The organism is Niabella insulisoli (assembly GCF_039652435.2).
GTDB classification, from domain to species: domain Bacteria; phylum Bacteroidota; class Bacteroidia; order Chitinophagales; family Chitinophagaceae; genus Niabella; species Niabella insulamsoli.
Genome location: NZ_CP190246.1, coordinates 914,384 through 941,143 on the forward strand (window position 1 = coordinate 914,384; position 26,760 = coordinate 941,143).

The 26,760-nt window shown below is 44.9% G+C and carries 25 protein-coding genes; 7 read left to right on the forward strand and 18 right to left on the reverse strand.

From position 1 onward, the window contains the following. Nucleotides 1-36 precede the first annotated feature (36 nt). Nucleotides 37-834, reverse strand: a complete 798-nt coding sequence (locus tag ABDK00_RS03955) for a DUF4271 domain-containing protein (protein WP_346238211.1) — start codon at nt 832-834, stop codon at nt 37-39. 109 nt (nt 835-943) lie between these two features. Beyond that, nucleotides 944-2,749: a POTRA domain-containing protein gene (locus tag ABDK00_RS03960; protein ID WP_346238212.1), complete on the reverse strand. Its 1,806-nt coding sequence runs from the start codon at nt 2,747-2,749 to the stop codon at nt 944-946. 108 nt (nt 2,750-2,857) lie between these two features. On the opposite strand from ABDK00_RS03960, the gene hemW reads away from it, so the two are divergent. After that, nucleotides 2,858-3,976, forward strand: a complete 1,119-nt coding sequence (gene hemW / locus ABDK00_RS03965; protein ID WP_346238213.1) for a radical SAM family heme chaperone HemW — start codon at nt 2,858-2,860, stop codon at nt 3,974-3,976. 229 nt (nt 3,977-4,205) lie between these two features. Then, on the forward strand, nt 4,206-6,806 hold the full coding sequence (locus ABDK00_RS03970; RefSeq protein ID WP_346238214.1) for a glycoside hydrolase family 95 protein: 2,601 nt from the start codon (nt 4,206-4,208) through the stop codon (nt 6,804-6,806). 24 nt (nt 6,807-6,830) lie between these two features. Here the strand turns inward: ABDK00_RS03970 and ABDK00_RS03975 are convergent, their stop codons facing one another. From ABDK00_RS03975 to ABDK00_RS04015, 9 genes are all read right to left on the reverse strand, one after another. After that, nucleotides 6,831-7,871, reverse strand: a complete 1,041-nt coding sequence (locus tag ABDK00_RS03975; RefSeq protein WP_346238215.1) for an NAD(P)H-dependent glycerol-3-phosphate dehydrogenase — start codon at nt 7,869-7,871, stop codon at nt 6,831-6,833. Nucleotides 7,872-7,883: 12 nt separating this feature from the next. Beyond that, nucleotides 7,884-8,642 (reverse strand): SDR family NAD(P)-dependent oxidoreductase, encoded by a 759-nt coding sequence (locus ABDK00_RS03980; protein WP_346238216.1) that lies wholly within the window; start codon nt 8,640-8,642, stop codon nt 7,884-7,886. A gap of 23 nt (nt 8,643-8,665) precedes the next feature. After that, nucleotides 8,666-9,460: an alpha/beta hydrolase gene (locus ABDK00_RS03985; protein ID WP_346238217.1), complete on the reverse strand. Its 795-nt coding sequence runs from the start codon at nt 9,458-9,460 to the stop codon at nt 8,666-8,668. A gap of 66 nt (nt 9,461-9,526) precedes the next feature. Continuing rightward, nucleotides 9,527-11,113 carry an apolipoprotein N-acyltransferase gene (lnt, locus tag ABDK00_RS03990; RefSeq protein ID WP_346238218.1) on the reverse strand — a complete coding sequence of 529 codons (1,587 nt, stop codon included), beginning with the start codon at nt 11,111-11,113 and terminating at the stop codon, nt 9,527-9,529. 80 nt (nt 11,114-11,193) lie between these two features. Continuing rightward, nucleotides 11,194-12,999, reverse strand: coding sequence for an ABC transporter ATP-binding protein (locus tag ABDK00_RS03995; RefSeq protein WP_346238219.1), 1,806 nt, complete (start codon nt 12,997-12,999; stop codon nt 11,194-11,196). A gap of 221 nt (nt 13,000-13,220) precedes the next feature. Continuing rightward, on the reverse strand, nt 13,221-13,409 hold the full coding sequence (locus tag ABDK00_RS04000) for a type II toxin-antitoxin system RelE/ParE family toxin (protein ID WP_425474793.1): 189 nt from the start codon (nt 13,407-13,409) through the stop codon (nt 13,221-13,223). A gap of 90 nt (nt 13,410-13,499) precedes the next feature. Continuing rightward, nucleotides 13,500-13,739: a hypothetical protein gene (locus ABDK00_RS04005; protein ID WP_346238220.1), complete on the reverse strand. Its 240-nt coding sequence runs from the start codon at nt 13,737-13,739 to the stop codon at nt 13,500-13,502. A gap of 38 nt (nt 13,740-13,777) precedes the next feature. Continuing rightward, on the reverse strand, nt 13,778-15,325 hold the full coding sequence (locus ABDK00_RS04010; RefSeq protein WP_346238221.1) for a YifB family Mg chelatase-like AAA ATPase: 1,548 nt from the start codon (nt 15,323-15,325) through the stop codon (nt 13,778-13,780). Between the two features lie 65 nt (nt 15,326-15,390). Next, on the reverse strand, nt 15,391-15,930 hold the full coding sequence (locus tag ABDK00_RS04015; protein WP_346238222.1) for a YceI family protein: 540 nt from the start codon (nt 15,928-15,930) through the stop codon (nt 15,391-15,393). 118 nt (nt 15,931-16,048) lie between these two features. Here ABDK00_RS04015 and ABDK00_RS04020 point away from each other — a divergent pair, with 118 nt between their 5' ends. From ABDK00_RS04020 to ABDK00_RS04035, 4 genes are read left to right on the forward strand one after another with little or no spacing between them, the layout of a single operon-like run. Then, a complete protein-coding gene (locus tag ABDK00_RS04020; RefSeq protein WP_428400559.1) occupies nt 16,049-16,855 on the forward strand; it encodes a UbiA family prenyltransferase in 807 nt (268 codons plus the stop codon). A 41-nt stretch (nt 16,856-16,896) separates the two neighbouring features. Further along, a complete protein-coding gene (locus ABDK00_RS04025; protein WP_346238224.1) occupies nt 16,897-17,982 on the forward strand; it encodes a type III polyketide synthase in 1,086 nt (361 codons plus the stop codon). Further along, the gene (locus tag ABDK00_RS04030; protein WP_346238225.1) at nt 17,975-18,664 is read left to right on the forward strand and encodes a methyltransferase domain-containing protein; all 690 of its coding nucleotides are present in this window, start codon (nt 17,975-17,977) and stop codon (nt 18,662-18,664) included. Before ABDK00_RS04025 ends, ABDK00_RS04030 begins: the two co-directional genes overlap by 8 nt. Further along, entirely contained in the window at nt 18,628-19,794 is a 1,167-nt protein-coding gene (locus ABDK00_RS04035; RefSeq protein WP_346238226.1) for an NAD(P)/FAD-dependent oxidoreductase, read from the forward strand. The genes ABDK00_RS04030 and ABDK00_RS04035 overlap by 37 nt, the downstream gene beginning before the upstream one ends. 19 nt (nt 19,795-19,813) lie before the next feature. On the opposite strand, the gene ABDK00_RS04040 is transcribed toward ABDK00_RS04035, so the two are convergent. From ABDK00_RS04040 to ABDK00_RS04060, 5 genes are all read right to left on the reverse strand, one after another. After that, nucleotides 19,814-20,176, reverse strand: a complete 363-nt coding sequence (locus ABDK00_RS04040) for a CoA-binding protein (protein WP_346238227.1) — start codon at nt 20,174-20,176, stop codon at nt 19,814-19,816. A gap of 23 nt (nt 20,177-20,199) precedes the next feature. Further along, entirely contained in the window at nt 20,200-20,658 is a 459-nt protein-coding gene (locus ABDK00_RS04045) for a GNAT family N-acetyltransferase (RefSeq protein WP_346238228.1), read from the reverse strand. 67 nt (nt 20,659-20,725) lie between these two features. Then, a complete protein-coding gene (locus tag ABDK00_RS04050; RefSeq protein ID WP_346238229.1) occupies nt 20,726-22,381 on the reverse strand; it encodes a pyruvate dehydrogenase complex dihydrolipoamide acetyltransferase in 1,656 nt (551 codons plus the stop codon). A gap of 190 nt (nt 22,382-22,571) precedes the next feature. Continuing rightward, on the reverse strand, nt 22,572-24,353 hold the full coding sequence (gene dnaX, locus ABDK00_RS04055; protein ID WP_346238230.1) for a DNA polymerase III subunit gamma/tau: 1,782 nt from the start codon (nt 24,351-24,353) through the stop codon (nt 22,572-22,574). 73 nt (nt 24,354-24,426) lie between these two features. After that, entirely contained in the window at nt 24,427-24,726 is a 300-nt protein-coding gene (locus ABDK00_RS04060; RefSeq protein ID WP_346238231.1) for a hypothetical protein, read from the reverse strand. Nucleotides 24,727-24,945: 219 nt separating this feature from the next. Here ABDK00_RS04060 and ABDK00_RS04065 point away from each other — a divergent pair, with 219 nt between their 5' ends. Then, nucleotides 24,946-25,332: a hypothetical protein gene (locus ABDK00_RS04065; protein ID WP_346238232.1), complete on the forward strand. Its 387-nt coding sequence runs from the start codon at nt 24,946-24,948 to the stop codon at nt 25,330-25,332. 91 nt (nt 25,333-25,423) lie between these two features. Here ABDK00_RS04065 and ABDK00_RS04070 read toward each other — a convergent pair whose 3' ends face one another. After that, complete coding sequence (locus ABDK00_RS04070; RefSeq protein ID WP_346238233.1) at nt 25,424-25,825, reverse strand: hypothetical protein; 402 nt, start codon at nt 25,823-25,825, stop codon at nt 25,424-25,426. Between the two features lie 33 nt (nt 25,826-25,858). Next, nucleotides 25,859-26,746, reverse strand: coding sequence for a ferritin-like domain-containing protein (locus tag ABDK00_RS04075; protein ID WP_346238234.1), 888 nt, complete (start codon nt 26,744-26,746; stop codon nt 25,859-25,861). Nucleotides 26,747-26,760: the final 14 nt, after the last annotated feature.

The window sequence follows — 26,760 nt, forward strand, 5'->3', positions numbered from 1 at the left end:
ATTAGCAATTCCTAAATTGGTTGCAAAATTACACTATTATTTTAATAAGGCTTCGATTCCTTTATATAAAACGATTGTTGGCAACACTTCAAAAGCGGCAATATACAGGATAAAATTAAAAAGGTTGAGCCCTTTTTCTTTTCTTACTAAACTCACCGCGGCAAAATAGCGATATAATATAAAAGCTGAGATAAGAATCCAACTCAATGTCCAGCCGATAGTGCTGCTTTCCTCATTTGTTAAAGTGATAAAAATTGTCAACGGTAACAGGAAAACAGCCAATATTTTATTTACTAAAAAGATGAGAAAAATATAATCTTCAACAAGCGTTACCGTTTTGAAAATCCAGCCGATGGATTTTAAAATCAGATACTTTATAATGTAAATACTGCCGATGGCGCCAGTAGTGCAGAGCAAAAGCTGCCAAAATGGAAATGGATTAGTAGGTGTTGTTTTTTGAATGGCAAAAGCCGCGTAAAAACCAAAAGTAACTACAAAAAATATGTTGAAAAGCAGCGCCGGCAGCGAGTTTTGTGCCAATTGCTTTTTTAACTGGCGCTGTTTCAGGCTTCTTCGGAAAAAGAGTTTAATCAGGTCGGAAAAATATTTCTCAAAAGCTGATTTAATAATGGCGAACAAAAACAGCATGCCAAGCAACAGGTAGAAATAAAGTTCTTTGCCCGGAGCAGCCCTCTTTTTCGTGTATGCAGGGTACGCCGGTCGTTCATTGATTTTAAAAAAAGGGTGTCGATCCTGTATATCCCGCGCCCAGGCCATTACAGCCAAAAAACTGCTGTCGCTTTTTGCCAGGCTGTCGGGCATTGTTTTTACCATTGCACTGTCTTGCTGAGCAATGCCATACGACGAAAAAAACACACAACAAAATATCAACAAGATAAGCCTGACCAAAGAAACCATTTGCTGCAAAAATAAAATGATGCGGTTAAAAGTAGTTAACGAAAGCGAAATGTATTTTCGATTGGCGTAAATTAAAATTGGTATCGTTTCTTTTGCCAACCGCCCATGCAAGATTGAACAGGCCCACTTTAGTTTCGAAAGACAAGCCTAAGCCGGCAGCAAGGTAGGAGTAGTTGAATTGGTTACCCCGGCTTCCATCTTTCCCCCAACCTCCGTCGGTAAAAGCATTAAAATAAGAGTTTGCTCCGATCAGGTAGCGATACTCCAGCGTGCCGATCGCGTATTGAGATAAAAATTGGCTTTGCTCATCGAAGCCACGCAATAACCGATAGCCGCCAATCTGAAAAAGTTCGTTCCTGAAAATATTGCTACCCGAAATATAGCCGCCGTTAAGAGCGGTTTTGATTGTATTTCTTTGGGCTTTTCCCAATGGGAAATATTTGGCCGCCATGAGCTCCGACCGCAGTTGATACGATTTCGTTGTCACCGTGTCATATAAACGCGCAAAATCAAAATCAGGATCATCAGGGTCGACCAGATCTACGATTTGGTTATTCGGCCTTACGTTCTTGTTGCCGGCCGCAGTGTTGAGCCGGATCTCAAAACCGCTGACCGGGTTGAACCGGTAGTTCGTGGAGTTGAGTTGATACTCAATACCGATATGGGTGATTTTTACATCGGCCTCGGCGGGTAAGCGCCGGCTGGCAATAATCGATGCTTCATCAATAAAACTTAATACACTACTAAAGCGCTGCAAATAGAGTTGTATGTTTTGTTGCCTGTTGATCGACAGCTGGCCACCGATTTTAAAATCGAGGTTTAAAAATGCAGAATCGCGTTTCAACATATTAAAACTAAGATCCACGCCAAAAGGCGAGTTAAAAAGATAGGGCTGGTTGTAGCTCAGGTTTAGTCTTTGAGAAGAGGCTTGCATGCGCTGCCAAATAAGTCCGATCGATTCGCCGCCGCCGAAAGCGTTTTTAAGATCGAGCAGTGCTTCGCCGGTGATCAGCATCTTTTTTGTAGCGGAAGCATCGCTGTTGGGTTGAAAACCTATAATCACATTGACCTGGCTGCTTTTTTTCTGATTTAAAAAGAGTTCAATAACGCCGCCGCTGCTGCTGAACACAATTTGCGGCGGAAAGGTTTCTTCCACATAGCTTAGCTTTCGCAGCTCGTCGCTGATGCGCTGCAATTTTTCCTTATTATAAATAGCGCCTTTTTTAAGGTCGAGGAATTGTTGGAGATAGGCGTTTGTTATTTTGGCGTTGCCGGTTACCTTAATGCTGTCGATATGATAAAGCGGCCCCGGGTTTACGTGAAGCTTTCCGGCAACCTCTCCGCCGTTGATCGTAATACTGTCGAGATAAATTTTCGCGAAAGGGTGGCCATTATTTTCCAGATAAGCCAGCATGCGTTCCTGCGCGCGCGCCAGGCGTTCCGGGTCGTATTGCTGCTGTGCCATGCTTTGCGCCGACCATCCAATTTTGTTGAACCAGCTGCGCGCCTGTTCGTCGGCCAAAACTGATCCCCATCTATACCGGTCGCCAAGAAATAAATGAAGGGTAGCAAAGGTTGAATCCAACCGGATCGTGTCAATGGAAGCGCTGATATAACCTTTTGCCTGCAACTGCGGCAATAGCTGATCAACGTATGCATTGCACTCGCTGCGGTTCACAAACTGCTGCCGGAGCGGAACAATGCTGTTGACCGCAATGCTGTCGCCATCCACCGGAATAATGGAAAGCGTGTAGTGTTGTTGTGCAGCGCCCGTCCATGCGGATAAAAGCAGCAATGCTGTAATCAGGTATCGTATCTTTGTCGCTTTCAATCGCAGTAAAAGTAATAGAAAGTCCCTTAAAAACTGCGGGCAGGGATTTATTAGGGCAGGCCTAAGCGGCCGCCTCTTTCCGTTTTCAATAGAACAGTTTCAAAAACAATGAGCGGCATTTATATTCATATTCCATTTTGCAAACAGGCTTGTAATTACTGCAATTTTCATTTCGCCACTTCTTTATTAAAAAAGGGCGACATGTTGCGCGCTATTTGCCGGGAACTCGTGTTGCGTGCCGATTATCTTCCGGAACCTGTGCAGACGATCTATTTCGGCGGCGGTACACCCAGCATTTTATCGGTAGTAGAGTTGGCGATGATTTTAGACACGGTGCGCTCCAATTATGCAATAGATAAAAACGCCGAAATAACGCTCGAGTCCAATCCCGACGATGTTGATGCTGATAAATTGAAAGGCTGGCAGGCAGCAGGTTTCAACCGGCTGAGCATGGGAGTTCAATCATTTTTTGAAACAGATCTACAGTGGATGAACCGTGCGCACAATGCCTCTCAGGCCAAGCAATCGCTGGAGCTGGCCTTGCGATATTTTCCGAATATGACGATTGATTTAATCTACGGCACGCCCGGACTTACCGATGCAATGTGGGAACAGAATGTAGCGGCCGCTATTAAGTTCAACGTTCCTCATATTTCTTGCTATGCGCTCACGGTTGAACCTAAAACGCCTTTGGATAAAATGATCCGCGAACATAGACGGCCGGATGTAGATCCGGACCAGCAGTCCGCTCAGTTTCTTTGGTTGATGCAGCGCCTGCGAAACGCGGGGTATGAACACTATGAAATATCCAACTTTGCGAAACCGGGGTTCAGGAGCAGGCATAATAGTTCGTATTGGCAGGGAAAGCCGTATTTAGGAATCGGGCCTTCGGCGCATTCTTTTAACGGAACTGAAAGGAAATGGAATGTGGCCAACAATCAGCAATATATCCGCGCTTTAGCAGAGGGAATACTTCCAGCCGATAGCGAATCGTTAACTGCCGTTCAACAGCTCAATGAATATATTATGATTTCGCTGCGAACCGCCGAGGGGATTGATCTACGCCGCCTTTCGGCTTCGCAAAAAGACGCGCTGGTTAAAAACGCTCAAAAATATTTGAAGCAGAATAAAGCCGTCATTCAAAACGATAAACTGTTTTTAACCGATGAAGGAAAACTATACGCAGATGGCATCGCGGCAGATCTGTTTTTTGAATCCGCTGCATAGCATAATCCATTAATTAAATAGTATAGTCCATAGAGGTCACAGGGTGGACTTCTATCTTTGGCTACCCGATATCACATTCGTGGTTTGCTTTGCTATATGTTTTTAACGCTTTTTTATTTTACAGTTTAAAAGGCGATAAAAATTTAAATTTTCTCCGCATTTTTGATTAACAAATAAAAAACTATTGTTGCGAGCCCCTTTGACTGCTCTACATTCTAATCACTCACAAATGAAGATAAAAACTTCCCTGTTATTTTTTGTTGTTTTCCTGATACTAAGCAATCTGCAATTGTTGAGCCAGCGCCCTCATCTATCGCTTTCTTATGATCAGCCCGCTGCCGCCTGGACAGAAGCCCTTCCTTTGGGCAACGGCTTTCTGGGCGCGATGGTTTTCGGTAACGCAGAATCGGAGCGCATTCAGCTCAATGAAAATACGCTTTATTCGGGCGACCCTACAACCAATTATAAGGTGCCTACCATTCGCGCAGATTATAATGAAATCATGAAATTGTTAGATGATGGAAAATATGCCGAGGCGCAGAACGAGATCGTACAAAAATGGTTGGGGAGGGCCCAGGAATGTTATCAGCCCATGAGCGATCTTTATCTGGATTTTACTTATAACGGGGCTGTAGAAAATTTCAAACGCTGGCTTGATATCTCGAATGCCACAGCAGGCGTGAGTTTCAGCGCAGGGAAGAGTAGCTACGAGCGGCAGTTGTTTGCGTCTTATCCGGACCGGGTTTTGGTTTTTAAAATGAAAAGTAATGGGCCGGATAAAATAAATGGGAGCCTGCGCCTGTCAACCCCTCACGAGCCCACTATGTCGATTGCGGCCGAAGGCGGTGATTATATTCTGAATGGAAGAGCGCCCGGGCTTGTGGTGAGAAGAACGCTTGCGCAAATTGAAGCGGCGAAAGATCAAAGAAAATACCCGGAGCTGTATAATATGGACGGCAGCCGAAAACCTTTTGCCAAGCAGGTGCTCTATGCGCCGGAAGTAAACGGTTTGGGTATGTATTTCCAAAACAGGGTCAGGTTTGAGCATACCGGCGGCACGATGTCTATAAAAAATGGAGTGATCGAGGTAAAAGATGTTGCTGAGTTCGTTTTATACATCACGGCCGCGACAAGTTTTAAGGATTTTAAAACCAGCCCGGCATTATTTCCTCATCTGCCGGCGGAGCGTACCAAAGCGCAGTTGGATCGTTTGGCTAACGCCAAATACGAGGATTTGCTAAATCGGCATGTCCGCGATTATAAAGCGCTCTTTGACCGTGTTAGTTTTTTGTTGAACAGCCCGGATCGTTACAGACAGTTACCTACCGACCAGCGGATTTTGAATTATGCGAAAAACGGAGATGAAGATTTGGTGACGCTGTTTTTCCAATATGGAAGATACCTGATGATTGCTGGTTCCAGGGCAGGCGGCCAACCCCTAAACCTGCAGGGTATGTGGAATGATAAAATCATTCCGCCGTGGGCCAGCGCCTACACGATGAACATCAATTTGGAAATGAATTACTGGCCGGCTGAGGTTGCGAATCTTTCAGAATGCCATACACCGCTGTTTGATGCCGTAAAAGAGCTGGCCGTAAACGGAAAGGAAGCTGCGTTGAGGATTTATGGTAACCAGGGATGGATGGGTAATCACAACATGAGCATCTGGCGGCAGGCCGACCCGGTAGATAATTGCCCCTGTTCTTTTTGGCCTATGGTGGCGGGCTGGCTGACCAGCCATTTTTGGGAGCATTATCTTTTCACAGGCGACAAGGCATTTTTAAAACATGAAATTTATCCGCTGCTAAAAGGCGTGGCGCTATTTTATAAAGATTGGCTCCGTCCTAACAAAGAAGGCTTCCTGGTGACACCTGTTGGCCATTCGCCCGAGCAGTGGTTTGTTTATGGAGATGGGAAAATGTCGACTTTAAGCGCCGGGCCTACTATGGATATGGCCATAATCAAAGAAACTTTTTCGCGTTATCTTGAAGCAGTGGCGATACTTAAACTAGACGATTCTTTGCAGTCTGAAATTGAAGCCAAGTTAAACAAAATCCTGCCTTACCAGATTGGGGCGTTTGGCCAGTTGCAGGAATGGCAGTTTGATTTTAAAGACCGCGAAATCCATCATCGGCATGTATCGCATCTTTACCCTTTTCATCCTGGAAACCAAATTACACCCAACACAAATATGATGTTGACGAAGGCGGTAAAGCGTGTATTGGAACGGCGCGGCGACCAGGCAACCGGTTGGTCGATGGGCTGGAAGGTGAACCTATGGGCACGGCTTTATGATGGTGATAAATCGCTGCAAATATTATCCAAATTGATTCATCTTGTTAAAGAAAATGATCCGGCTTTTAGCGGTTCGGGTTCTTACCCCAATATGTTTGATGCGCATCCACCTTTTCAAATCGATGGCAATTTTGGATCAACAGCCGGTATCGCGGAAATGCTGCTGCAATCGCATGATAGCTATGTGCATCTGCTACCTGCGTTGCCGCGCCGCTGGGCTTCAGGCGCTATCACGGGTTTGAAAGCCAGAGGCGGTTTTGAAGTTGATATGCTTTGGAAGGATGGCAGGTTGGCATCGGCAAAAATCCTGTCGTCGGGCGGCAATGTGTTGCCAGTCAAAAGCGTTGTTCCTTTACAAATAAAAGGCGGCCAGCTACTCGAGGCCCCTGCAGAAAATAAGTTGTTGGATCCCATAAAGCCAGGGCAGCCGCTCAATCATGCCAGGCAGCCCCTGGCTGAATTTGAGCAGCCCAAATTTTACACCTACTATATCAAAACAAAAAAAGGCGAAACGATTCTGTTGAGTTCAAAATAAAATAAACGCTGGCAGCTAACCTGGTTAAATCAATACCTGTTCAATGGCTTCGAAACCTTTTGCAGGCGCGGTTTTTTGCCAAAGTATGTTGTAAATGCTATTCGCGATGGGCATTTCTGCCTGGATGACTTTATTAATATTGTAAATACACTTTGCCGCGTTATAACCTTCCGCCACCATGTTTAGTTCAAGAGTAGCCGCCTGAACTGAGTAGCCTTTTCCGATCATGTTCCCGAAAGTCCGGTTGCGGCTGTAGAGCGAGTAACAAGTAACCAGCAGGTCGCCTAAATAGACGGAAGCCGCGTAGTTAGCGGTTTTTGCACCAGTTTGAGGCTCGGTTTCATGTTCTCCAACGGTGATATGCGCTGCTCCAAAAGCTTTAAGAAATGCCGCCATCTCATCGGCACAATTGGCAATATACACGCTTAAGAAATTATCTCCATAATCAAGTCCGTGAGCAATCCCAGCGCCTAAAGCATACACATTTTTTAATACCGCGGCATACTGCACCCCCAAGATATCATCGTTAACCACGGTATTGATGGCGGGCGACGTAAAATAATCTGCAATCTTTTTAGTGTAATCTATATCAACGCCTGAAAAAGTAAGATAGGAAAGCTTTTCGGCTGCCACCTCTTCTGCATGGCAGGGGCCTAATACTGCAAAATATTGAGTGAGCGGCACTTTAAAAGTTTTAGCGAGGTAATCGTTCAACAACACATTTTCATCTGGCAAGATGCCTTTGATGGCTGAAAGAATTTTTTTGTTTTTGAGATCGCCGGGCTTGAGCACAGACAACACCTCTGTCGCATAGGCAGAAGGCACTGCGATGACCAGCATATCGGAAGCGTCAACCACCTTGGTCAAATCCGAATGAACATTGATGTATTTAGTTTTAAGAACAGCCGCTGTCAGGTAGTGCGGATTGTGCGACCGCTTTTGAATAAAAGCCGCGGAGGCTTCATTCCTTACCCACCAGTTCATTTTGTTTCCGTTATCAGAAAGAATCTTTACCAGTGCTGTAGCCCAGCTGCCACTGCCTATCACACCAAATTTAATTGCCATACGCCGTCCTTTCTATTTTTTAAAACTGTAGAAACTGTTCGCCTGTTGCGTACAAGTAACTACCAGGTCATTAATACATACATGTGGTGGTAAACCAGCGCAATAATAAATAATATCAGCAATATCTTCTGCCACCAGTGGTTGTAGGCCTTCATAAACCTTTGCCGCTTTTGCGGCATCGCCCTTGAAACGAACGTTGGAGAATTCGGTTTCGGCTGCGCCGGGATGAATGGCTGTTACTTTGATATTGTATTTCAGCAATTCTATACGCATGGCTTCACTGAGTGCGCCTACAGCATGTTTGGTAGCGCAATACATATTTCCCTGAGCATAAACTTCTTTTCCGGATATAGAACCCAGGTTGAAAATATGGCCGCTTCCTGCTTCGATCATATACGGCAATACCGCCTTGGTGATATAGGCCAATCCCTTTAGGTTGGTATCCACCATAGTGTCCCAATCGTCAATGCTCGCTTCTTCAAAATTATCCCTACCCACGGCAAGGCCGGCATTATTAATTAAAATATCAATTGGCTGCCATTCTTTGGGAAGCGCGTTGATTTGGGCGTTTACCGCATTTTTATCTCTTATGTCAAAATTAAGAGAAAGCACTCTGATGCCGTGCGCCTCGCGCAGCGCCTCAGACAGTTCGTGTAACCGGTCGTTTCTGCGTCCGGTGACAATAAGATCGTAATGGTTGGCAGCAAATTTTTCTGCACACGCTTTTCCGAAGCCGGAAGTGGCGCCTGTTATTAGTACAATTTTGTTCATCGAGATAACATTAATATCAACGGTTAAAGATCGGATAAAAAATCTTCAATTATCCGGTTCGTCGCGGCGGGTTCTTCGATCATGCCCAAATGCCCCGATTGCTTTAAAATTTCAACGGTGGCAACGGCAGGCAGCGATGCCTGTTCGATCGTTTTGTCCAAGTCGATGATTTCATCCTGCGCGCCGTAGACGAACAATACCGGCACTTTCGCATTCTTTAAAATTGCTGTTCGGTCGGGTCTTTTCATCATGGCTTCGTAATAATCAATAACGGCTTCTTTGGTCATTTCGGGCAGCTCATCCATAAACCGGTTATAAAGCGGCTGATTGTTTTCTTTTGAACTTTTGGCAAACATTTTGGGCGCCGTTGTTTCCAGGAAAGATGCTGCGCCATGTGATCTGGTAAACTCAATGCCTTTTTCGCGCGCCGCTTTCTTCTCATCGTTGTCAGCAATCGATGTGGAATGGAATAAGCCGAAGCCCGTTAGCCATTCAGGGTATTTTTCTGCGAAAGCTAAAGTGGCATATCCGCCCATGCTGTGGCCGATAAGCGCTACCTTTTCCACTTCTTCATTTTCAATGATAGCCTTTATGATTTCGGCGATGCCTTCCATGCTCTGATCGCTGGTTAGTTCCGACCCTCCAATGCCAGGCAAATCGGGGGCTATCACGAGGTATTGATTTTTCAAATGGGCCATTTGTTCTTCCCATATGGAGCTGTCTGCTCCAAAGCCATGTAGCAAGACGACAGCTTTCCCATCACCTGCGGTTTTGTAACTGATTATTTTACCTTCTATCGTGGTTGTTTTCTGCTCCATATCTTATTTTTTAAACGCCGCCGCTTCCTAATCGTAATGATCTGGCGTAAAGGAAAAAAGTCAACACTAAACCGAGGGGGCGCGTTTGTTTAAAAATTTCTTTACAATAGCCAACAACAATAATGCCGCAGCAAGCAGGGCCAGTAATTTGGAGATCCAGTCGCCGTGTTTGGTAAAAAAGGTAATGTCGGTGTAGGCGGGAATGGTTTGCTTCAGCGCGCCGTCAACATCCCAGGGCAGCTGTTGAATGATATTCCCAAAAGGATCGATAAAGCAACTGATACCAGTGTTTGCGCTTCGCGCTACCCATTTGCGACTTTCTATGGCGCGCAATCGGGCATAATTCATGTGTTGTTTGTGCCCCTGCGTATTGCCCCACCATCCGTCGTTGGTGATCACGCACACAAGATTGGAACCCTTTCTATTGAAGTCTGCGAGGTAATCCCCATAAATACTTTCGTAGCAAATCGCAGGAGTGACCTGGTAGGATTTATTGCTGGTGGTAAAAAGGTGGGCGGTGGTATCGCGGGCATACCCGCCGCCGGTGCCGCCAAATTTTTCAAAAACAGGCGCCATAAAATTTAAAAAGCCGGGTAACACTTCCACGCCGGGCACCAGTTTGGATTTGTGATATAGCTGCACATGGCTGCTGTCGAGCATCAGCGCGGTATTATACATTTCATAAAAACCTGACCCATCCTGAAAAGGTTTTGCATAGCGGCTAACCCTGTCGGTAAATTGCTGATAGCCTTCCAGCCCCGTAAGCAGGTTGATTTGTGAGTGATCGGCTAAGAACTGCCACAGTGGCCTTAACGCAAAATTATCTTTGATAGTTTTTTCGTTGGTTGGAAAAGGAACCGCTGTCTCGGGCCATACAACCAGCGCGGTCTGCGCATCGATTTGTTTTTCAGATAAGGTGATCAGTTTTTGCAATTGAGCTTCCTGCGTGCCGGCATTGAATTTTTCACCGTAAGGGTCGATATTGGGTTGCACTACGACCACATTATATTTATTATGCAGCAGCGTCAGATCATTTTTAATCAATGAGGATAACAGAATCGGAACAAACAGCAGTGCAATCCAGGCAATGGCGCTTATAAAATACCGCAAGGTTCTCCCTTCCGAGCGGTATAAATATAAAAGATGAAAAACTAAGACATTACTTGCCAAAATCCATACTGTGCCGCCCGCAGCGCCGGTGTATTCATACCATTGCACCCAGTTGGGATGCGTTGCAAACACGTTGCCCAGGCTTAACCAGGGCCAGCTTAAGTCCCAATTGTGATGAAGGTATTCGAAGGCTACCCAATAAAAAATGATTGAAGTGGAGCCTACAAAGCCTTTGATATGTTTTCGGGTAAAATAATATAAAAGCCATGGAATACACATGATCAGGCTATTGGCGAAAAAGGCGCTGACGCCGCCAATGGCGCTGGCTTTAGCTACCCACCAGGTTACCAGCACATTCCAACCGACCATGTGAATGTAGGTGTAGCCGAAAAATCTTTTCCAGCTCGTTTCGTTTTCGGCCACGAAAAGCATGGGAAGCCAGCCGACAAATATAAGCAGGGTAAGGGGAGAGGTAGGCCACGAAGCCCAAAGCAGTAGCGCTCCGCCCAATGAAAGCCATAAGTTGTTTCGTGTTGCTTGCATGGCGTAAAACTATAGCAATTTGACCGAACGCAGATTTTTTTAACGCAGTGGGTTTCGTTAAAAAATGCAGTCTTGAAATCTTATGCCATGGCTGTTTCCGCTTTTCTTCTTTCTCCAATTTGCTGCCGCCACATGGCATAGTAAAGCCCTTTTTTCCCAATAAGATCTTCGTGGCTTCCGGTTTCTGCCACGAGGCCGCGTTCAAGGACATAAATTCTGTCAGCGTGCATAATGGTACTCAGTCGGTGAGCGATTAACACGGTAATCTGGCTGCCTTTAGAAGACACTTCGCGTATGGTTTGCGTGATCTGATCTTCGGTGATGGAGTCCAGTGCAGAAGTTGCTTCGTCAAATATAAGCAGGTGGGGGTTGCGGAGCAGTGCGCGCGCAATCGCAATGCGTTGTTTTTCGCCGCCGCTCAATTTGAGGCCGCCTTCGCCCAGGACGGTATTAATGCCGTTTTCGGCCCTCTGCAACAGGCTTGTGCAGCTTGCTTTTTCCAAAGCCACTTGTAATGCTTCTTCGGTAGCAGTGGGGTTCACAAATAAAAGGTTCTCTTTAATCGTTCCCGCAAATAGCTGCGTGTCCTGTGTCACAAAGCCAATCTGCCTGCGCAGTTCATCAAAATCAATATCTTCCCCTTCAATGCCATCGTATAATATTTTTCCTTCTTTGGGCCGATATAACCCCACGAGTAGCTTTACCAGGGTGCTTTTTCCTGATCCGCTCGGGCCAACAAATGCGATGGTTTCACCTTTTTTTACATCAAACGAAATGCCTTCCAATGCTTTAAACTGCGCCGTTTGATGTTGATAAGAGACATGCTGAAACTCCAGTTCTTCGAGCACGCCGAAAGATTTGGGGTGTAAGGGTTTAGGCTCGACCTTTTTTAGCATCAGGTTATGGAAATTTTGTAAAGAAGCTTCGGCTTCGCGATAGGAAAGAATAACATTGCCGATCTCCTGCATGGGGCCAAACAAAAAGAAACCGTAAAATGAAAGCGAGAGGTATTGCCCGGGCGTTATTTCATCCTTAAAAATTAACCAAAGCAGCGTAAACGCAATGACTTGTTGCAGGAAGTTGACCAGGGTGCCCTGAACGAAACTTAAAGAACGTACGTTTTTTACTTTCTTTAATTCCAGTTTAAGAATTTTAAACGTATTGTTATTCAGCCGTGTCACTTCCTGTCCGGTTAATCCAAGGCTTTTCACAATTTCAATATTGCGCAGGCTTTCCGTTGTGGTACCGGCAAGCGCGGTGGTTTCACGAATAATATTTTTCTGAATAAATTTTATTTTTTTACTCAGCAGGCTGGTCACGAGTGCGATAAAAAGAATACCCAAAGCATACACCGGCATGATGCTCCAATGCAATTGGAAGGCATAAACGGAAACAAATACGATGCTCACGATGATCACAAAAAACACGTTCACGAAACTGCTGATGAATTTTTCTGTATCGGTGCGCACTTTGGTGAGGATGGACAGGGTTTCGCCGCTGCGCTGGTCTTCAAAATCCTGGTAGGGCAGGCGCATCGAATGTTTCAGCCCGTCCGTAAAAATGGTAGCGCCAAATTTTTGTATAACTACATTTACAAAATAGTCTTGAAACGCTTTGGCAATGCGGCTTACCATGGCGGTTCCAATCAAAAGCATCAGATAATAAAATAGCCCGTGATATTGCTCTGTTCCAAAAAGGTATTGGTTTTCCGAACGGGGTTTTGTTTGCGCCTCATCAAAATAATGAGGATGGTTGGCAAACAAGTCGAGCAGGCGCCCGCTGATCATGGGGGCAAATAAAGAAAAAATCTGATTAACGGCCGCTAAAAAAAGTGCAAAAAGCACCAGCCATTTATAGGGCTTGAGATAATGGAGTAGAATTTTCAAAATTGTAACAGTTATTATAAAGAAGAAAAGCCGGCTCAGTTAATTGGGATGCTATTTGCACTGTTGTACAAGTGTGCGACGCAAGACCGATGCCACCTATTCTGATGTTGAAACACAAAAATATACTACAAACCAACTCGAAGATTGTTTAAATGGGTATAGTATTGATTAACCCGCCCAAAGTTTTCAGCAGACAACCTAATTTTTACAGTTGAACTGGGTTAATAATCTTTGGGCTCCATGCTGGTATGGCGTACCCTTAGAATAATAATCTCTTTATCGGTTACGTGATAGGCAATGCGGTAGTGATAGATTTCATAAGCTCTAAAACTGCCGTCGTTTTGCTTTCTGTATTTGTCTAAAGCATGTATTTTTGGGTTGCGGGATAAGTTTTTTGTCGATGCTAATATGTGGGCTTACTTTTTCAGCATTTTGGTAGGAGTTTTGGAGTATATATCTATAAATTTTTTCGAGTTGTTTCTGCGCGGTTAGCGGCCATTTTACAACCCTTTCCATGAATTTGTTATTTTTTCCATTTCATCCTGGGAAACAAAATTGCCTGTGTCAGATTCGCGTAGTGCCTCATCGATTTCTGTATTGTATTCCTCAATCGTAACCCGATCTGTGTTGCTTATTCTGTTTTTAAGAAAAGCCTGTAGCATTTGTACGACCGACTTTTTTTCCGAGTCGTTTAACAACGAAAAATATTGAAACATTTGCTGATCTATTACATTTGCCATAATATCGCCTTTTAGCAAATTTAGCTTTTTATTTTAAATCATCCTGCCCAGCCTTCCCTGTCCAGGCTTCTGTATTGGATGGCTTCGGCGAGGTATTCAGGCTTGATAGTTTCCGAGCCCTCGAGGTCGGCGATCGTTCGCGAAACTTTTAAAATGCGGTCGTAAGCCCTGGCGGAAAGATTCAGCTTTGTCATGGCCGACTTTAAAAGCATCTGGCCCACATTGTCGATCGTGCAAATTTCCTTCAGCATTTTACTGCTCATTTGCGCATTGGCATAAATACCCTCCTGATCTTTAAACCGGGCTGCCTGCAAGGCCCTAGCGTTGATGACTTTTTCCCGGATCATTTCCGAGTTTTGCTCCTTTTTTATGGCCGATAATTCACTAAAGGGAACCGGCGTTACCTCAACGTGCAGATCAATGCGGTCTAACAGCGGGCCAGAAACCTTATTCAGGTATTTTTGAACGGCGCCGGGCGGACAGGTGCATTCTTTATCGGGATGGTTATAAAAGCCGCAGGGGCAGGGATTCATAGAAGCAATTAGCATAAAGTTCGCCGGAAAATCGAGCGCAATCCTGGCCCGGGAAATCGTTACTTTTCTTTCTTCCATCGGTTGACGCATCACTTCGAGCACGGTTCTCTTAAACTCGGGCAATTCGTCTAAAAACAAAACCCCGTTATGCGCCAGTGATATTTCGCCGGGTTGCGGAACGCCGCCGCCGCCGACCAATGCGGCATCCGAAATTGTATGGTGGGGAGAGCGGAAAGGCCGTTTGGAAATAAGCGTAGCATTTTCAGGCAATTTCCCTGCGACCGAATGTATTTTAGTAGTTTCCAGCGCTTCCTGTAGACTCAGCGGCGGCAGAATAGTCGGCAGCCGTTTGGCCAGCATGGTTTTACCGGCGCCGGGAGGCCCGATCAGAATGGCGTTGTGGCCGCCCGCTGCAGCGATTTCGAGCGCCCGTTTTATATTTTCCTGGCCTTTTACATCTGCAAAATCAATTTCAAAATCGTACTGCGCATTAAAAAATTCATCACGCGTATTTACCAATATCGGAGCTAAGCCGGTTTCTTCCTGCTCAAAAAAATCAATCACCTGTTTGATATGGTCAACGCCATACACTTTTAAATTATTTACCATGCCGCCTTCCCTGGCGTTCGCCTCCGGGACGACGAGTCCCTTAAAACCCTGTTTCCTGGCTTGTATAGCAATGGGAAGCGCCCCTTTAATGGGGCGTATGGTTCCGTCCAGGCTCAACTCGCCCATGATTACATACTGGCTGATCGCTTCCACATTTTTGATTTGTTCCGAGGCGGCCAGAATGCCGATCGCAATAGGCAGGTCAAATGCGGTTCCGCTTTTTTTAATGTCGGCGGGGGCCAGGTTGACAACCACTTTCGTACGCGGCATTTCAAAACCATTGGTTTTAAATGTGCTTTCTACTCTTTGTAAACTCTCTTTAACGGCGTTGTCCGGAAGCCCGACGATCGATGGATCTTTTGCAGTCGTCATCCAGTTCACTTCGATGGTAATAGGTATAGCTTCAACGCCATAAACGGCGCTGCCGTTGATCTTCACTAACATAAGTTGAAGATATTATATTTTATAATGATCTGGAAAAATTAGGCTGTCTTATATAATGTTGCGGATTATTTTTTTGCCAGCACATCAAGCTTCACCGCTACTTCATCTCCCATCGTCATACTGTTGCCGCCGATTTTGTAATCAAGCCTGTTGACAGCAAATTCAGCTTTAAAGCGATAACCGCCTGACGCCGGCGTTGCTATAAAATCAAACTGAATGTTTTTTGAAACACCGTGCATCGTTAGAATCGCCTGCGCGAAAAAAGTGTTATTCCCTTTGGGTTGAATTTTTGTCGACTTAATGCTGATGGTAGGATATTTGGCGGCGTCAAAAAAATCATCCTTTTTTAAATGATCGTCTCTTCTTTTATTATCTGTGTTAATGGTGTTGACATCCACCGTTACATCGAAAGAACTGCCACTGGCGTTTTTGGGGTTGAAATTAATAGTGCCCGCTAAACCGGTCAAAGAACCGTCAACAGATAGCCCCATGTTTTTTATTACAAACAAAACCTTGCTTTCTGCGTCAACAGGCTTAAGGTTTTGTGAGAAGACGCCCGCAGCCAAAGAAAAGGCAAGAAAAGTTAAAAGGAGCTTTTTATACATAACGGTACTATTTAAGTAAAAATGAATATTTTAGGTAAAATTATAGAATAATCAACAGATCTTATTGTTAAGCCGATCCACCATACAACATTTGCGCTTTGGTTTCTCCCTGTTTTTAATGCCGGTTTTCTGGTTTGCATTAAGCCAGGCAAAGGAAATGGACCTACCCAATGCTTTACTCATTTTCTTCATCCTGCATGTTTTAGTGTACCCGTCGAGCAACGGTTATAATTCTTTTATGGATCGGGATACGGACAGTATCGGCGGCGTCAAGAAGCCGCTTCCGGTAGAAAAACAATTATTTTATGTGACCGTCGTGATAGATTTGACCGCGCTTTTATTATCGATGTTGATCGGTGCGAAAGTGGCGTTGGGCGTTGCTTTGTATATAATAGCCTCAAGGCTTTACAGTTACCGGGGCGTTCGCCTCAAGCAATATCCTGTCATTGGATTTCTTACCGTGGTGCTTTGCCAGGGCACATTGGTATATGGCATCGTGAGTATGAGCGTTCATAGCGATGTTGTTCTTCGCGATGTATACTTCCCCGCGCTTATCACTGCGTTATTAATCGGAGGGACTTATCCGCTCACACAGGTTTATCAGCATGAACAGGATCGCCGGGATGGCATTACAACCCTCAGTTATTTGTTAGGTGTCAAAGGCACTTTTATTTTTTGCGGGATTGTTCTTTTTGTTGCATTATTATTGCTTACTATATTTTTTATTAGCACAGGTCAGCCGTATTCTATCTGGGTTTATTTGATCGCAACTTTTCCTGTTGCTGTCTATCTTAGCCGATGGTTTTTTAAGGTAAGAAGAAATGGGGCAAGTGCAAGTTTTGAGAATTTAATGAAAATGAACTACCTGGCTGCGATATGTAGTAGCCTGGCGTTTGTTGCCATCCTTATTTTAAACAATCGGTAATCGTTGCAGGGCTGTGTTGTAGCATGTCAATTTAAAAATTAATGAGTAAAATCACTTCCATATCAACTGCTGTTCCACCCTATAAGCAGACGCAGATGCAGATTTATGAGGTTGTAAAATCAATTCACGCGGACACAGCAGCCGAACAGCGTGCTTTGAAATTTATGTATAATTCAAGCGGGATTGCCACGCGCTATGCGGCCGTACCTGATTTTAACCTGGAGCATAAACGCAAAGATCTGCTCACCGGCGACGGCGCCGCGCTTGGACTGGAGCATCGCTTGAAAATATACGAAAATGCGGCGCTGGATTTAGCAACGGAAGCTATTGAGAACTGTTTGCCCAACGATATAACGCCTTCGGCCATCACCCATTTGATCACTGTTAGCTGCACAGGCATGCAGGCGCCAGGCTTGGATCTGGCTATCATCAAACAGCTGGGCCTTCGCCCTAATATTTATCGGACTTCGGTCAATTTTATGGGCTGTTATGCTGCCATTCATGGGTTGAAACAGGCGCACTACATTACCGAGGCGGAGCCAGACGCCAAAGTACTCGTAATCTGTGTGGAGCTGTGCACGCTACATTTTCAAAAAAGCAAAACGGTAGATAATATTACCAGCACCATTATTTTCGGGGATGGCGCCGCGGCCGTTTTGGTGGAAGGGGAGGGTAGCAGAACTCCCGGCTGGGATATTAAAGGCTTTTATAGTGAGATCAACTTTGAAGGGATTGACGATATGGCCTGGAAGATTTCTGCCGACGGATTTTTAATGACCCTCACCAATAAAGTGCCCGATATTCTCGAAGCCAAATGCCAGTCGATTATTGATAATGCATTGACCTATTACGGCGTCAATGCCAGTGATATTCCGTTTTGGTGTGTCCATCCCGGCGGAAGGAAAATACTCGAGTCGATTGAAAAGGGGACTTTTGTGACGAAGGAGCAGCTTGCGCCGAGTTATGAAATATTAAAAGCGTATGGTAACATGAGCAGTCCGACCGTCTTATTTGTGCTAGATAAAATATGTAAAATGGCCGCGCAGTCTCCCGATATTAGAAAAATTGTGGGAATGGCTTTTGGTCCCGGCCTGACGCTTGAAACTTTCTATTTGCAACATGCCTGATTTTTCAAAAAGAAATAGCGCGATGGAGTTGCTCGACGATCCCGCGATTCCTTTTGAGGATATCCGGCAGAATATGGTGGAGCTTGATACGATCAACAGCCTGCTGGGCGGTCATGCGGTGACTTTGAAAGGCTTCAGGCAGTTGGTGGGTCAGCATAAAAACCTCCATGTTTGTGAAATAGGTTGCGGCGGCGGCGACAATTTGAGCGTTATCCGCAAGTGGTGCGACCAGCACGGTATTCAGGTGCAGCTTTCGGGCATAGATATTAATCCGAACTGCATTGCATTTGCAAGAGAAAAATATAGCCGGGAGGATATAAAATTTATTTGCAGCGATTATAAAAACCATGTTTTTAATGTTTCGCCTGATATTTTATTCAGTTCTCTTTTTTGTCATCATTTTAAAAACGAAGAATTGGTACCCATGTTAAAGTGGCTGCATGAACAATGCCGTGTTGGATTTTTTATCAACGATCTGCACAGGCATCCCTTTGCGTTTTACAGCATTAAACTATTGACGTCGTTAAGCTCGCGGTCGCGGCTGGTGAAGCATGACGCGCCGCTTTCTGTGCTGCGCGGTTTTATTCGCAACGAGTGGAGGGAGTTGCTGGAGCGCGCTCAGGTAGAGGGAGAAATCTCCTGGAAATGGGCATTCAGACATTTAGTGGTTTGCAAGAAATGACGGAATTTGATTATGATATTGCTATTGTGGGTGGCGGCCTCGCCGGCCTGACGGCTGCCATTCAATTTCGCATGCGCGGATATAGCGTTATTGTTTTTGAGAAAAAAAGCTATCCATTTCACAGGGTTTGTGGCGAATACATTAGTATGGAAAGCTGGCATTTCCTTATCGATTGTGGCCTGGATCTTCCTTCGATGCAGCTGCCGGCCATTAAAAAGCTACAAGTGAGCGCTCCCAATGGAAATTTGTTCACAGCGGATCTTGACCTGGGGGGCTTTGGCATGAGTAGGTTTAAGTTAGATCACTTATTGTATCTGCGGGCGAAAGCATTGGGCGTGGAAATGCGCGAGGGGCAACAGGTAGATCATTTTTTTTATGAAGATGGAATGTACAGGATATCAATGGGTCAGGATAGTTTTAAAGTGCGGCTGGCTTTGGGCTGTTTTGGAAAACGCAGCAATATTGATCTTCATTGGAAACGTGATTTCACTTTAGATAAAAAGAACGCGTTGAATAATTTTGTCGGGGTGAAATATCATATCCAGACTGATTTTCCTGATGACACCATTGCGTTGCACAATTTTGCAAACGGCTACTGCGGCCTGTCTAAAATTGAAGATGATAAATACTGCCTTTGTTACCTCACCACAGCGGGCAACCTTCAAAATAATGGCGGTATTAAGGAAATGGAAAGGGCTGTATTGTTTCGCAACAAACACCTCAGGCGTACTTTTGAAAGCAGTACGTTTTTAATGAATCAACCTGTTTCTATCGCCCAGATTTCTTTTGATAGTAAAGATGTTGTGTTCAAAAAAGTGCCGTTAGCAGGAGACGCTTGTGGCATGATCACTCCGTTATGTGGTAACGGCATGAGTATGGCGATGCACGGCGGGAAAATATTTGTGCATTTGGCGGATCAATATTTGCAAAATCAAATCTCTTTGATTGAAATGTTGCACCGCTACGAGCGCGAGTGGAACCGGCATTTTTCACGACGACTGAGAATAGGGCGTATGGTGCAATCCCATTTCGGGAAAGCCTGGCAAACCAATTGGTTCATAAGTATTATGAAAACATTGCCTGCATTGAGCAAAAAAATAATCAGATCAACGCACGGGACGCCGTTTTAAAAGTTGCTTACCGTAAAAGTCAATATTGCCCGGTGCTCAACATCACCAAAGTACAGGCATTAATTACCTCAACACCCTGCTCAGAAGCTTTCTGCGCGAGTTGCCTGTTTTCAGCGCCGGGATTGAAAATAATACGTTTGGGGTTTAGGGAAAGTATATAGCTTTCATACTCCTTCTGATTTTGATCGTTCATATACATCGTCACTGTATCAATCTCTTCCACGTTGGGCGTTCCTTTATGAATGGCGACGTCCTCTACAATTCCCTCGCGTCTGCCGATCGCTATTACGTCGTGGCCGCGGGCGCGAAGGCGTTTAACGGCCATATGGCCATACCGGGATGGATTTTCGGATGCGCCAAGCACCAGTGTTTTTTTATTCATAAAACTTTTATTTTGAAAGAAGTTTATATTTTGACACCAATTCTGTAAGTAATAAAATCAGTATCGGGCTTTTGTCGTTCAAATCCTATTTGTTCATACAAGCTTTGTGCCGCATAGTTATCTGTTGCTGTTTCCAGTTGCAACCAAGTGGCGTCGTTTTGGGCGGCGAACGAGATGGCTTTGCGAATGAGCGCAGCGCCCACTCCTTGCTTTCGGTTTTCCTTGACCACAAAAAGATCGTTTAGAATCCAGTTTTTGGTAGCACGCATGGACGAGTATTTCGGGTAAAGTTGGGTAAATCCGTTCGGAGTATTAATATCATCTAACGCAACGAAAACCACAGACTCTTTATGATCTAATTGCGCCTGAATGAATTGCCGGGCGAGCGCCAAGTTTGATGTCTGCTTATAAAATATTCTGTAATCATTGAAAAGCTTATAAACGAGATGGCCTTCTGTCGCATCAATTTTCTTAATTTTCATTTTGAAGAGCATAAAACAAAAACGCCGCATGTTAAGGATGCGGCGTTTTTACAATAAAAAATATATGTTATACTAACATCCGCAAAGGCTCTTCCAGCAAGCTTTTCAGCGTTTGAAGGAAAGCGGCGCCTACAGCCCCGTCGGCTACGCGGTGATCACATGTCAGGGTTACTTTCATCATATTCCCTACAGTGATTTGACCGTTTCTTACCACAGGCACCTGGTTGATGGCGCCCACAGCTAAAATACAGGAAGCAGGTGGGTTGATAATAGCGGTAAATTCTTCGATACCAAACATGCCCAAATTAGAAATGGTAAAAGTATTGCCTTCCCATTCGGCGGGCGCTAATTTTTTAGATTTGGCGCGACCCGCCAGGTCTTTTACTTCGCCCGCGATTTGCGATAAAGATTTGGTATCAGCGAACCGAACCACCGGCACCAACAATCCCTGATCCACCGCAACTGCCACGCCAATATCCACATGGTGGTTGACGCGGATGGTGTCGCCCTGCCAGCTGCTGTTGATATCCGGATGCTGCTTTAAGGCAACGGCGCAGGCTTTAATCACCAGGTCGTTAAAAGATATTTTATTAGGAGAAACTTCGTTCAACTGGGCGCGGCTGGCTACAGCTTTGTCCATATTGATTTCCATGGTCAGGTAAATTTCCGGTGCAGAAAATTTAACCTCTGACAAGCGGCGCGCGATGGTTTTACGCATCTGTGACACCGGTACTTCTTCGAAACTTACCTGGCCGGTTGGCGCAGTAGCTGTTGTAGCGGCCGCGGTTCCTTTCGAAGCGGGCTGTGCAGCAGATGGTTTATAATTGTCTACATCAGATTTTACAATTCTGCCGCCATCGCCCGAACCTTGGATGCTGCCAAGATCGATGCCTTTTTCTGCGGCAAGTTTTTTCGCCAATGGCGACGCTTTAATTCTTCCGTTTTCACCGGTCGATGCTGATGCTGCCGGCTGTTCAGCGGCTTTTGTTTCTTTTTCAGCTTCGGGCTGCGCCTCTTCTTTTGGTGCCGCCTCGCCTTTGGGCGCCGATGCTCCGCCACCTTTCACCGCCGCAACAATTTCATCTACATTCACTTTACCTTCTTCGCCTATGATACAAAGCAAATCATTTACCTGAATTTTTTCTCCGGCTTTGGCGCCCTGGTAAAGCAGTTTGCCATTTTTGTAGCTTTCCAGCTCCATGGTGGCTTTGTCGGTTTCGATTTCTGCCAACAGATCGCCTTTTTTTACGTCGTCCCCAATATTTTTTGCCCAGCCTGCGATGACGCCTTCGGTCATGGTATCGCTCAAACGAGGCATTAGCACCACTTCGTCCATCTTAGATACGTCGACAGTTGCGGCTGCCGGTTTTTCTTCAGCTTTTGCGGCGTTGTCGCCCTTAGGCGCTTCTTCCGGTTTTTTCTCTTCTTTAGGTTGTTCCGCATTTCCGGCTGATTTGCCATTAACGAGGCCTGAGATGTCTTCCCCTGCTTCGCCGACAATCACCATCAGGTCGTCCACCTGAAGTTTTCCTCCATCTTCAGCGCCGAGATAAAGTATAGTGCCGTCTTTATAACTTTCCAGTTCCATTGTGGCTTTATCTGTCTCAATTTCAGCCAGTAAGTCGCCTTTTTTCACGCTATCACCTACTTTCTTATGCCATGCGGCTATTACCCCTTCAGTCATGGTATCGCTCAAACGGGGCATTAAAATTTTTTCAGCCATGTATCTAAAATATTTCGCCCGAAATTAGTGAATTATATGGAAAGTTGTGAAGTAAAAAAGTGGAATTGCTTCGGGGAGGTTTTGTCAGAATGATTGCCGCCAAATTTGTGTGCACTGATCTAATCCAACACAGTTTTCGGCAGTTTAAATATAACTTGCAGTGGGTCAGATCGTAGCAGCATATCCGCCATCACCTCCCAAGCTCCAGCTTTAATTTTTCTTTAAATTGATGTACTAGCGGATATTTCTCAATCATTTTTTTGTACTGATCGACGATGGTGAGCGGCTTTTCGATTGCTTCCTGCTGCACCTGCTGGTTGGGGTTAATGACGTTAAAAATCTGAAGCTGCGAATTCTGTAATTCTTCTTTCAAAAATTCGGCGGCGTCGTTTTTAGTAATCTCGACAAAACGGTTTTCCAGCGGATTCGAAGTGTAGACGTAAAATGAGTTGGTATCGACAATTTTTACGGTTGCCAGGGCAAAACTTTGAGCGGCTGGATTTCGGTTGTCGCGTAGCTGCTGTGTAAATTTTTCCCAGGCCTTCAACACCGCTGTTTCTTCGAGCGGTATATCTTCTTTTTCCGGGGCAATTTCTTTAAACTGTTTTCTGAGTTTTTCCAGGCTGTTGATCTTTTTGCCTGTGGGCGGAGGCGGCGGCGCTGGCATGCTTGCTGCGGGTGCTGCTTTTTTTTGCGGCGGCGCGGCAGGCGCTTCGTCTATCATAAGTTTGGCCGCTGGTGACGCGGGTACTTTGGTCTTAGGCGCTGCAGCAGCCGTTTTTGCCGCCACGGGTTGTATTTGTCTGAACGCTACCGCGCCCGTTGACTCAGTTAGTTTTTTTTTTGATACCGAATTTTCATTCAGCGACACCTGCATGGCCTGTTGCAAATAGCAAAGTTTAATCAGGCAGAGTTCTACATGCAGCCTTTTGTTGCGGGCGGAGCGGTAACCTATTTCTGCTTCGCTGAGAATGTTTAAGGCGCTGATCAGAAGCGGCGTGGGAACTTGTTTCGCTGTTTGAACATATTTTTCTTTAAAACTTTCAACAGTATCCAACAAAGCCACTACTTTTTCATCCTTGCTTACCAACAGGTTTCTTATAAATGAAGCCATGCCGTTTAAAACCAGATCGCCCTCAAAACCTTTTCGGTTAATATCTTCATATAAAAGCATAGCGCCGGTGAGATCTTGTTCCTGCATGAATGTCATCAGGCGGAAATAATAATCTTCGTCCAGTATATTGAGATGCTCGAGTGTGTTGTCATAGCTTATTTCGCCATTGCTGAAACTAACAATCTTGTCCATGATGCTCAAGGCATCGCGCATACATCCTTCGCTTTTTTGAGCGATCAGGTGTAATGAAGCTTTATCGGTATGAACGCCTTCTTTTTTGCAGATATCTTCCAGATGTTCAACGGTGTCGTTGGTTGTAATCCTTTTAAAATCGAAGATTTGGCATCTGCTTAAAATGGTCGGAAGAATTTTATGTTTTTCCGTAGTGGCTAAAATAAAAATGGCGTAAGGTGGCGGCTCTTCCAACGTTTTTAAAAATGCGTTGAAGGCGGCGGAGCTGAGCATGTGCACCTCATCGATAATGTAGACTTTGTATTTGCCAGCCTGAGGGGCGAATCTCACCTGATCTACCAGTGTTCGTATATCATCAACCGAGTTATTACTCGCCGCATCGAGCTCGTGGATATTGAGCGAGCTTCCGCGATTGAATGAGACGCAGGATTGACATTCATTACAGGCTTCACCATCGGCTGTTTGATTTTCGCAATTGATGGTTTTCGCCAGGATCCGGGCGCAGGTTGTTTTGCCCACACCGCGCGGGCCACAAAAAAGAAAAGCATGCGCCAGTTGGTTCTGTTTGATCGCATTTCTTAAAGTGGTCGTAATGTGTTGCTGCCCCACCACGCTATCAAAATTCTGGGGCCTGTATTTTCTCGCCGAAACAATAAACTTATCCATGATGATCTCCTGCCGACAAATGTAACATAATTGCCACACGAATTGTTGCCTCTCTGCAGGATGTGGAAAATTGCTATTTTTTTACTGTTAAAACCTTAAACACCCCCTCGTTTTTATGATAGAGATAGCAGGTCATCCCGTCAATTTTGCAATTGACTGACTTTTTGATGGAAGCCGTTAAGGTAGTGTTGGTTTCGAAATTTTCGAGTTTTTCCTGGTTGCAGATCCAGTAATCGAGGTTATTGTGACGCAGATAAGTGCCGGTGCAATCTCTGATAACAGTCATTTCACCTGCAATGTCAGCGATTTCGGTCGACGGCTGCTTTTGGCAACCCAGCAAAAAAACTATGGAGAGGAATGCAAAAAATTTCATCTTGGCTTACTTTTCTGTTGTAAACGTAGTAACGCTGAAAAACGCAACAATGCGCAATAGTAGAACCCGTGATCGTCAGGGAATTGGCCGGAAATCCTTTACAACTAATGTTAAAATTTTCTAATTGAAGGGAGTCGGTAGACGGGCATTAAATTCCTTTGGTATGGCGTTTGCAATGACTTGGACGAATATATTTTTTTTAATCAAAATCCAATCTCTATGAAATCTTTTTTAAAAATTTTAGGTGTAGCAATGTTTGTCACGTTCGTGTTCAGCGCGTGCAGTAAAGATGATGATCCAACAGACAATGATTTTTTTGTAGGAACCTATAATGGCCAAATTTCTTACAACGGCGATGGCGATGACGTTGCCAACACCAACGGTTCTGTTACGGTGGTGAAAGTAGCTTCAGGAACTACTTATAGTTTTAAATTTTCGAACGGAATCCCCGACATTAATAATGTGCAATTTGAAAAACAAGGCGACAATATATTGTTTAATGTAGGAGGCGAGGCTGGCGTAAATTACATCAGGATTGATGCGGGAAATTTAGATATGCTTTATATCAAAGATGGCAACACATGGAATGCCGATTGTAGCAGATAAATTTTTCACTTTTGAATGCGCAAACCGCAAACATTCTAAAAATTAAAAAGCCTGCGTTTTTTATCGCAGGCTTTTTAGTTTTTACTGAATTTTATTTATTAACCCATAATTTCCAGCTGTTGTCAAACTTATACCATTTGCCGTCGCTGCCTTCCCACTTCCACTCAGGCACTTCACTCCATGAATCTCCATCTGCACTCCACACCAATTTGCCTTCATGAATCTTTAGCCATTTTCCATCTTTGTCCATCCAGCTTCCACTTTCCACCGCAGCCCATTTTTTGCCATCCGCGCTCCACCATAATTTAGCCATTTTATCGAGCTTATACCAGTAGGTTTTGCCCTCAAACATGCCGGGCCATGTTTGCGTTTTTGATTTCATCCAATCTCCTTCAATTTTTAAAAAGATCGGTGTGGGGCTCCATATGCTCGTAGCATAGGTGCTGATTGTAGCCATGCTAAAGAAAGCAAAGGCCAATATTAGTTTTTTCATTTTGTGTCGTTTAAATAAAGTACGGATTAAAAGTTATAATCTAAAGGCCGGTTTCAGGAACAGGTTTGCAATGGTTACCACCTGAGCTTTGGTAAGAAACTCATCAAAGCTTTCTGCTGCTGCAGCCTGAGTTACGCCGGGCGCAATATTTGTGATTTCAACACCAGCCTGCATCGTATTCTGTTCTCCCGCATAAACCGGATTCGCAGGCGCTACGCCGGTATCATTACCGTTGGCGCTATACGTAATCCACGGTTTCAATCCGACACCAAGTGCTGCTGCGGTCATTTGGCGAAGGTGTGATGCGTGGCGCGCTTCTACTGAGTGAATCTGCAAAGCCGTAGTTAACACTGCATTACCTTTTAAAACCGGCGCCTGTCCTTTATAAGCTCTTACTCCGGTATCTTCAAAGGCGGTCGCTACTTTCAGAAATGTTTGATAGTTAGTGTAAACATCGGCAAAAGTACCGCCAGAGGCGTAGCTGTTGTCGGCATTATAAGTTCCACCTGCTCTGAAATCAAAATTGGTATAAGCCAGGGCAGGGCGTGCTGCCGAACCTAAAGCGCCGGCCAGTAAATCTACGTGGGCTTTTTCGTGATCACGAATAGTGGTAATCGCATTTCTTGCGGCAGTAGAAGGGAAATCAAAAGTCACGTCCGTTCCTAAAAGCGCGTGATTGTAGAAGTGATATTCCAGGTATTCTAATGTGAGTGCGAAGTTCAACACGTCGTTGACCGCGGTTGTCGAACTTTGGCCGTAGGCTTTTGTAAACATAGAACTCAACGCCAAGGGCAAAGCTGCCAGTGATATTTTTTTACCGGCATTGTAAAAGTCCTTCATCACTTTTCGGCGAGGGCTTAGTCTGTCGTAAATGTCTGCATCGGTTTTTTCTATCTCATCGAGTATATTAAGGATATTCATAGTTGTAATATTTA

What these genes read in the sequence shown, in the direction of transcription:
- ABDK00_RS03955 (WP_346238211.1), bottom strand. Translation starts at nt 834, where the DNA reads ATGGTAAAAACAATGCCCGACAGCCTGGCAAAAAGCGACAGCAGTTTT.
- hemW (WP_346238213.1), top strand. Translation starts at nt 2,858, where the DNA reads ATGAGCGGCATTTATATTCATATTCCATTTTGCAAACAGGCTTGTAAT.
- ABDK00_RS03970 (WP_346238214.1), top strand. Translation starts at nt 4,206, where the DNA reads ATGAAGATAAAAACTTCCCTGTTATTTTTTGTTGTTTTCCTGATACTA.
- ABDK00_RS03975 (WP_346238215.1), bottom strand. Translation starts at nt 7,871, where the DNA reads ATGGCAATTAAATTTGGTGTGATAGGCAGTGGCAGCTGGGCTACAGCA.
- ABDK00_RS03980 (WP_346238216.1), bottom strand. Translation starts at nt 8,642, where the DNA reads ATGAACAAAATTGTACTAATAACAGGCGCCACTTCCGGCTTCGGAAAA.
- ABDK00_RS03985 (WP_346238217.1), bottom strand. Translation starts at nt 9,460, where the DNA reads ATGGAGCAGAAAACAACCACGATAGAAGGTAAAATAATCAGTTACAAA.
- lnt (WP_346238218.1), bottom strand. Translation starts at nt 11,113, where the DNA reads ATGCAAGCAACACGAAACAACTTATGGCTTTCATTGGGCGGAGCGCTA.
- ABDK00_RS04005 (WP_346238220.1), bottom strand. Translation starts at nt 13,739, where the DNA reads ATGGCAAATGTAATAGATCAGCAAATGTTTCAATATTTTTCGTTGTTA.
- ABDK00_RS04010 (WP_346238221.1), bottom strand. Translation starts at nt 15,325, where the DNA reads ATGTTAGTGAAGATCAACGGCAGCGCCGTTTATGGCGTTGAAGCTATA.
- ABDK00_RS04015 (WP_346238222.1), bottom strand. Translation starts at nt 15,930, where the DNA reads ATGTATAAAAAGCTCCTTTTAACTTTTCTTGCCTTTTCTTTGGCTGCG.
- ABDK00_RS04020 (WP_428400559.1), top strand. Translation starts at nt 16,049, where the DNA reads ATGCCGGTTTTCTGGTTTGCATTAAGCCAGGCAAAGGAAATGGACCTA.
- ABDK00_RS04025 (WP_346238224.1), top strand. Translation starts at nt 16,897, where the DNA reads ATGAGTAAAATCACTTCCATATCAACTGCTGTTCCACCCTATAAGCAG.
- ABDK00_RS04030 (WP_346238225.1), top strand. Translation starts at nt 17,975, where the DNA reads ATGCCTGATTTTTCAAAAAGAAATAGCGCGATGGAGTTGCTCGACGAT.
- ABDK00_RS04035 (WP_346238226.1), top strand. Translation starts at nt 18,628, where the DNA reads ATGGGCATTCAGACATTTAGTGGTTTGCAAGAAATGACGGAATTTGAT.
- ABDK00_RS04040 (WP_346238227.1), bottom strand. Translation starts at nt 20,176, where the DNA reads ATGAATAAAAAAACACTGGTGCTTGGCGCATCCGAAAATCCATCCCGG.
- ABDK00_RS04045 (WP_346238228.1), bottom strand. Translation starts at nt 20,658, where the DNA reads ATGAAAATTAAGAAAATTGATGCGACAGAAGGCCATCTCGTTTATAAG.
- ABDK00_RS04050 (WP_346238229.1), bottom strand. Translation starts at nt 22,381, where the DNA reads ATGGCTGAAAAAATTTTAATGCCCCGTTTGAGCGATACCATGACTGAA.
- dnaX (WP_346238230.1), bottom strand. Translation starts at nt 24,353, where the DNA reads ATGGATAAGTTTATTGTTTCGGCGAGAAAATACAGGCCCCAGAATTTT.
- ABDK00_RS04060 (WP_346238231.1), bottom strand. Translation starts at nt 24,726, where the DNA reads ATGAAATTTTTTGCATTCCTCTCCATAGTTTTTTTGCTGGGTTGCCAA.
- ABDK00_RS04065 (WP_346238232.1), top strand. Translation starts at nt 24,946, where the DNA reads ATGAAATCTTTTTTAAAAATTTTAGGTGTAGCAATGTTTGTCACGTTC.
- ABDK00_RS04070 (WP_346238233.1), bottom strand. Translation starts at nt 25,825, where the DNA reads ATGAAAAAACTAATATTGGCCTTTGCTTTCTTTAGCATGGCTACAATC.
- ABDK00_RS04075 (WP_346238234.1), bottom strand. Translation starts at nt 26,746, where the DNA reads ATGAATATCCTTAATATACTCGATGAGATAGAAAAAACCGATGCAGAC.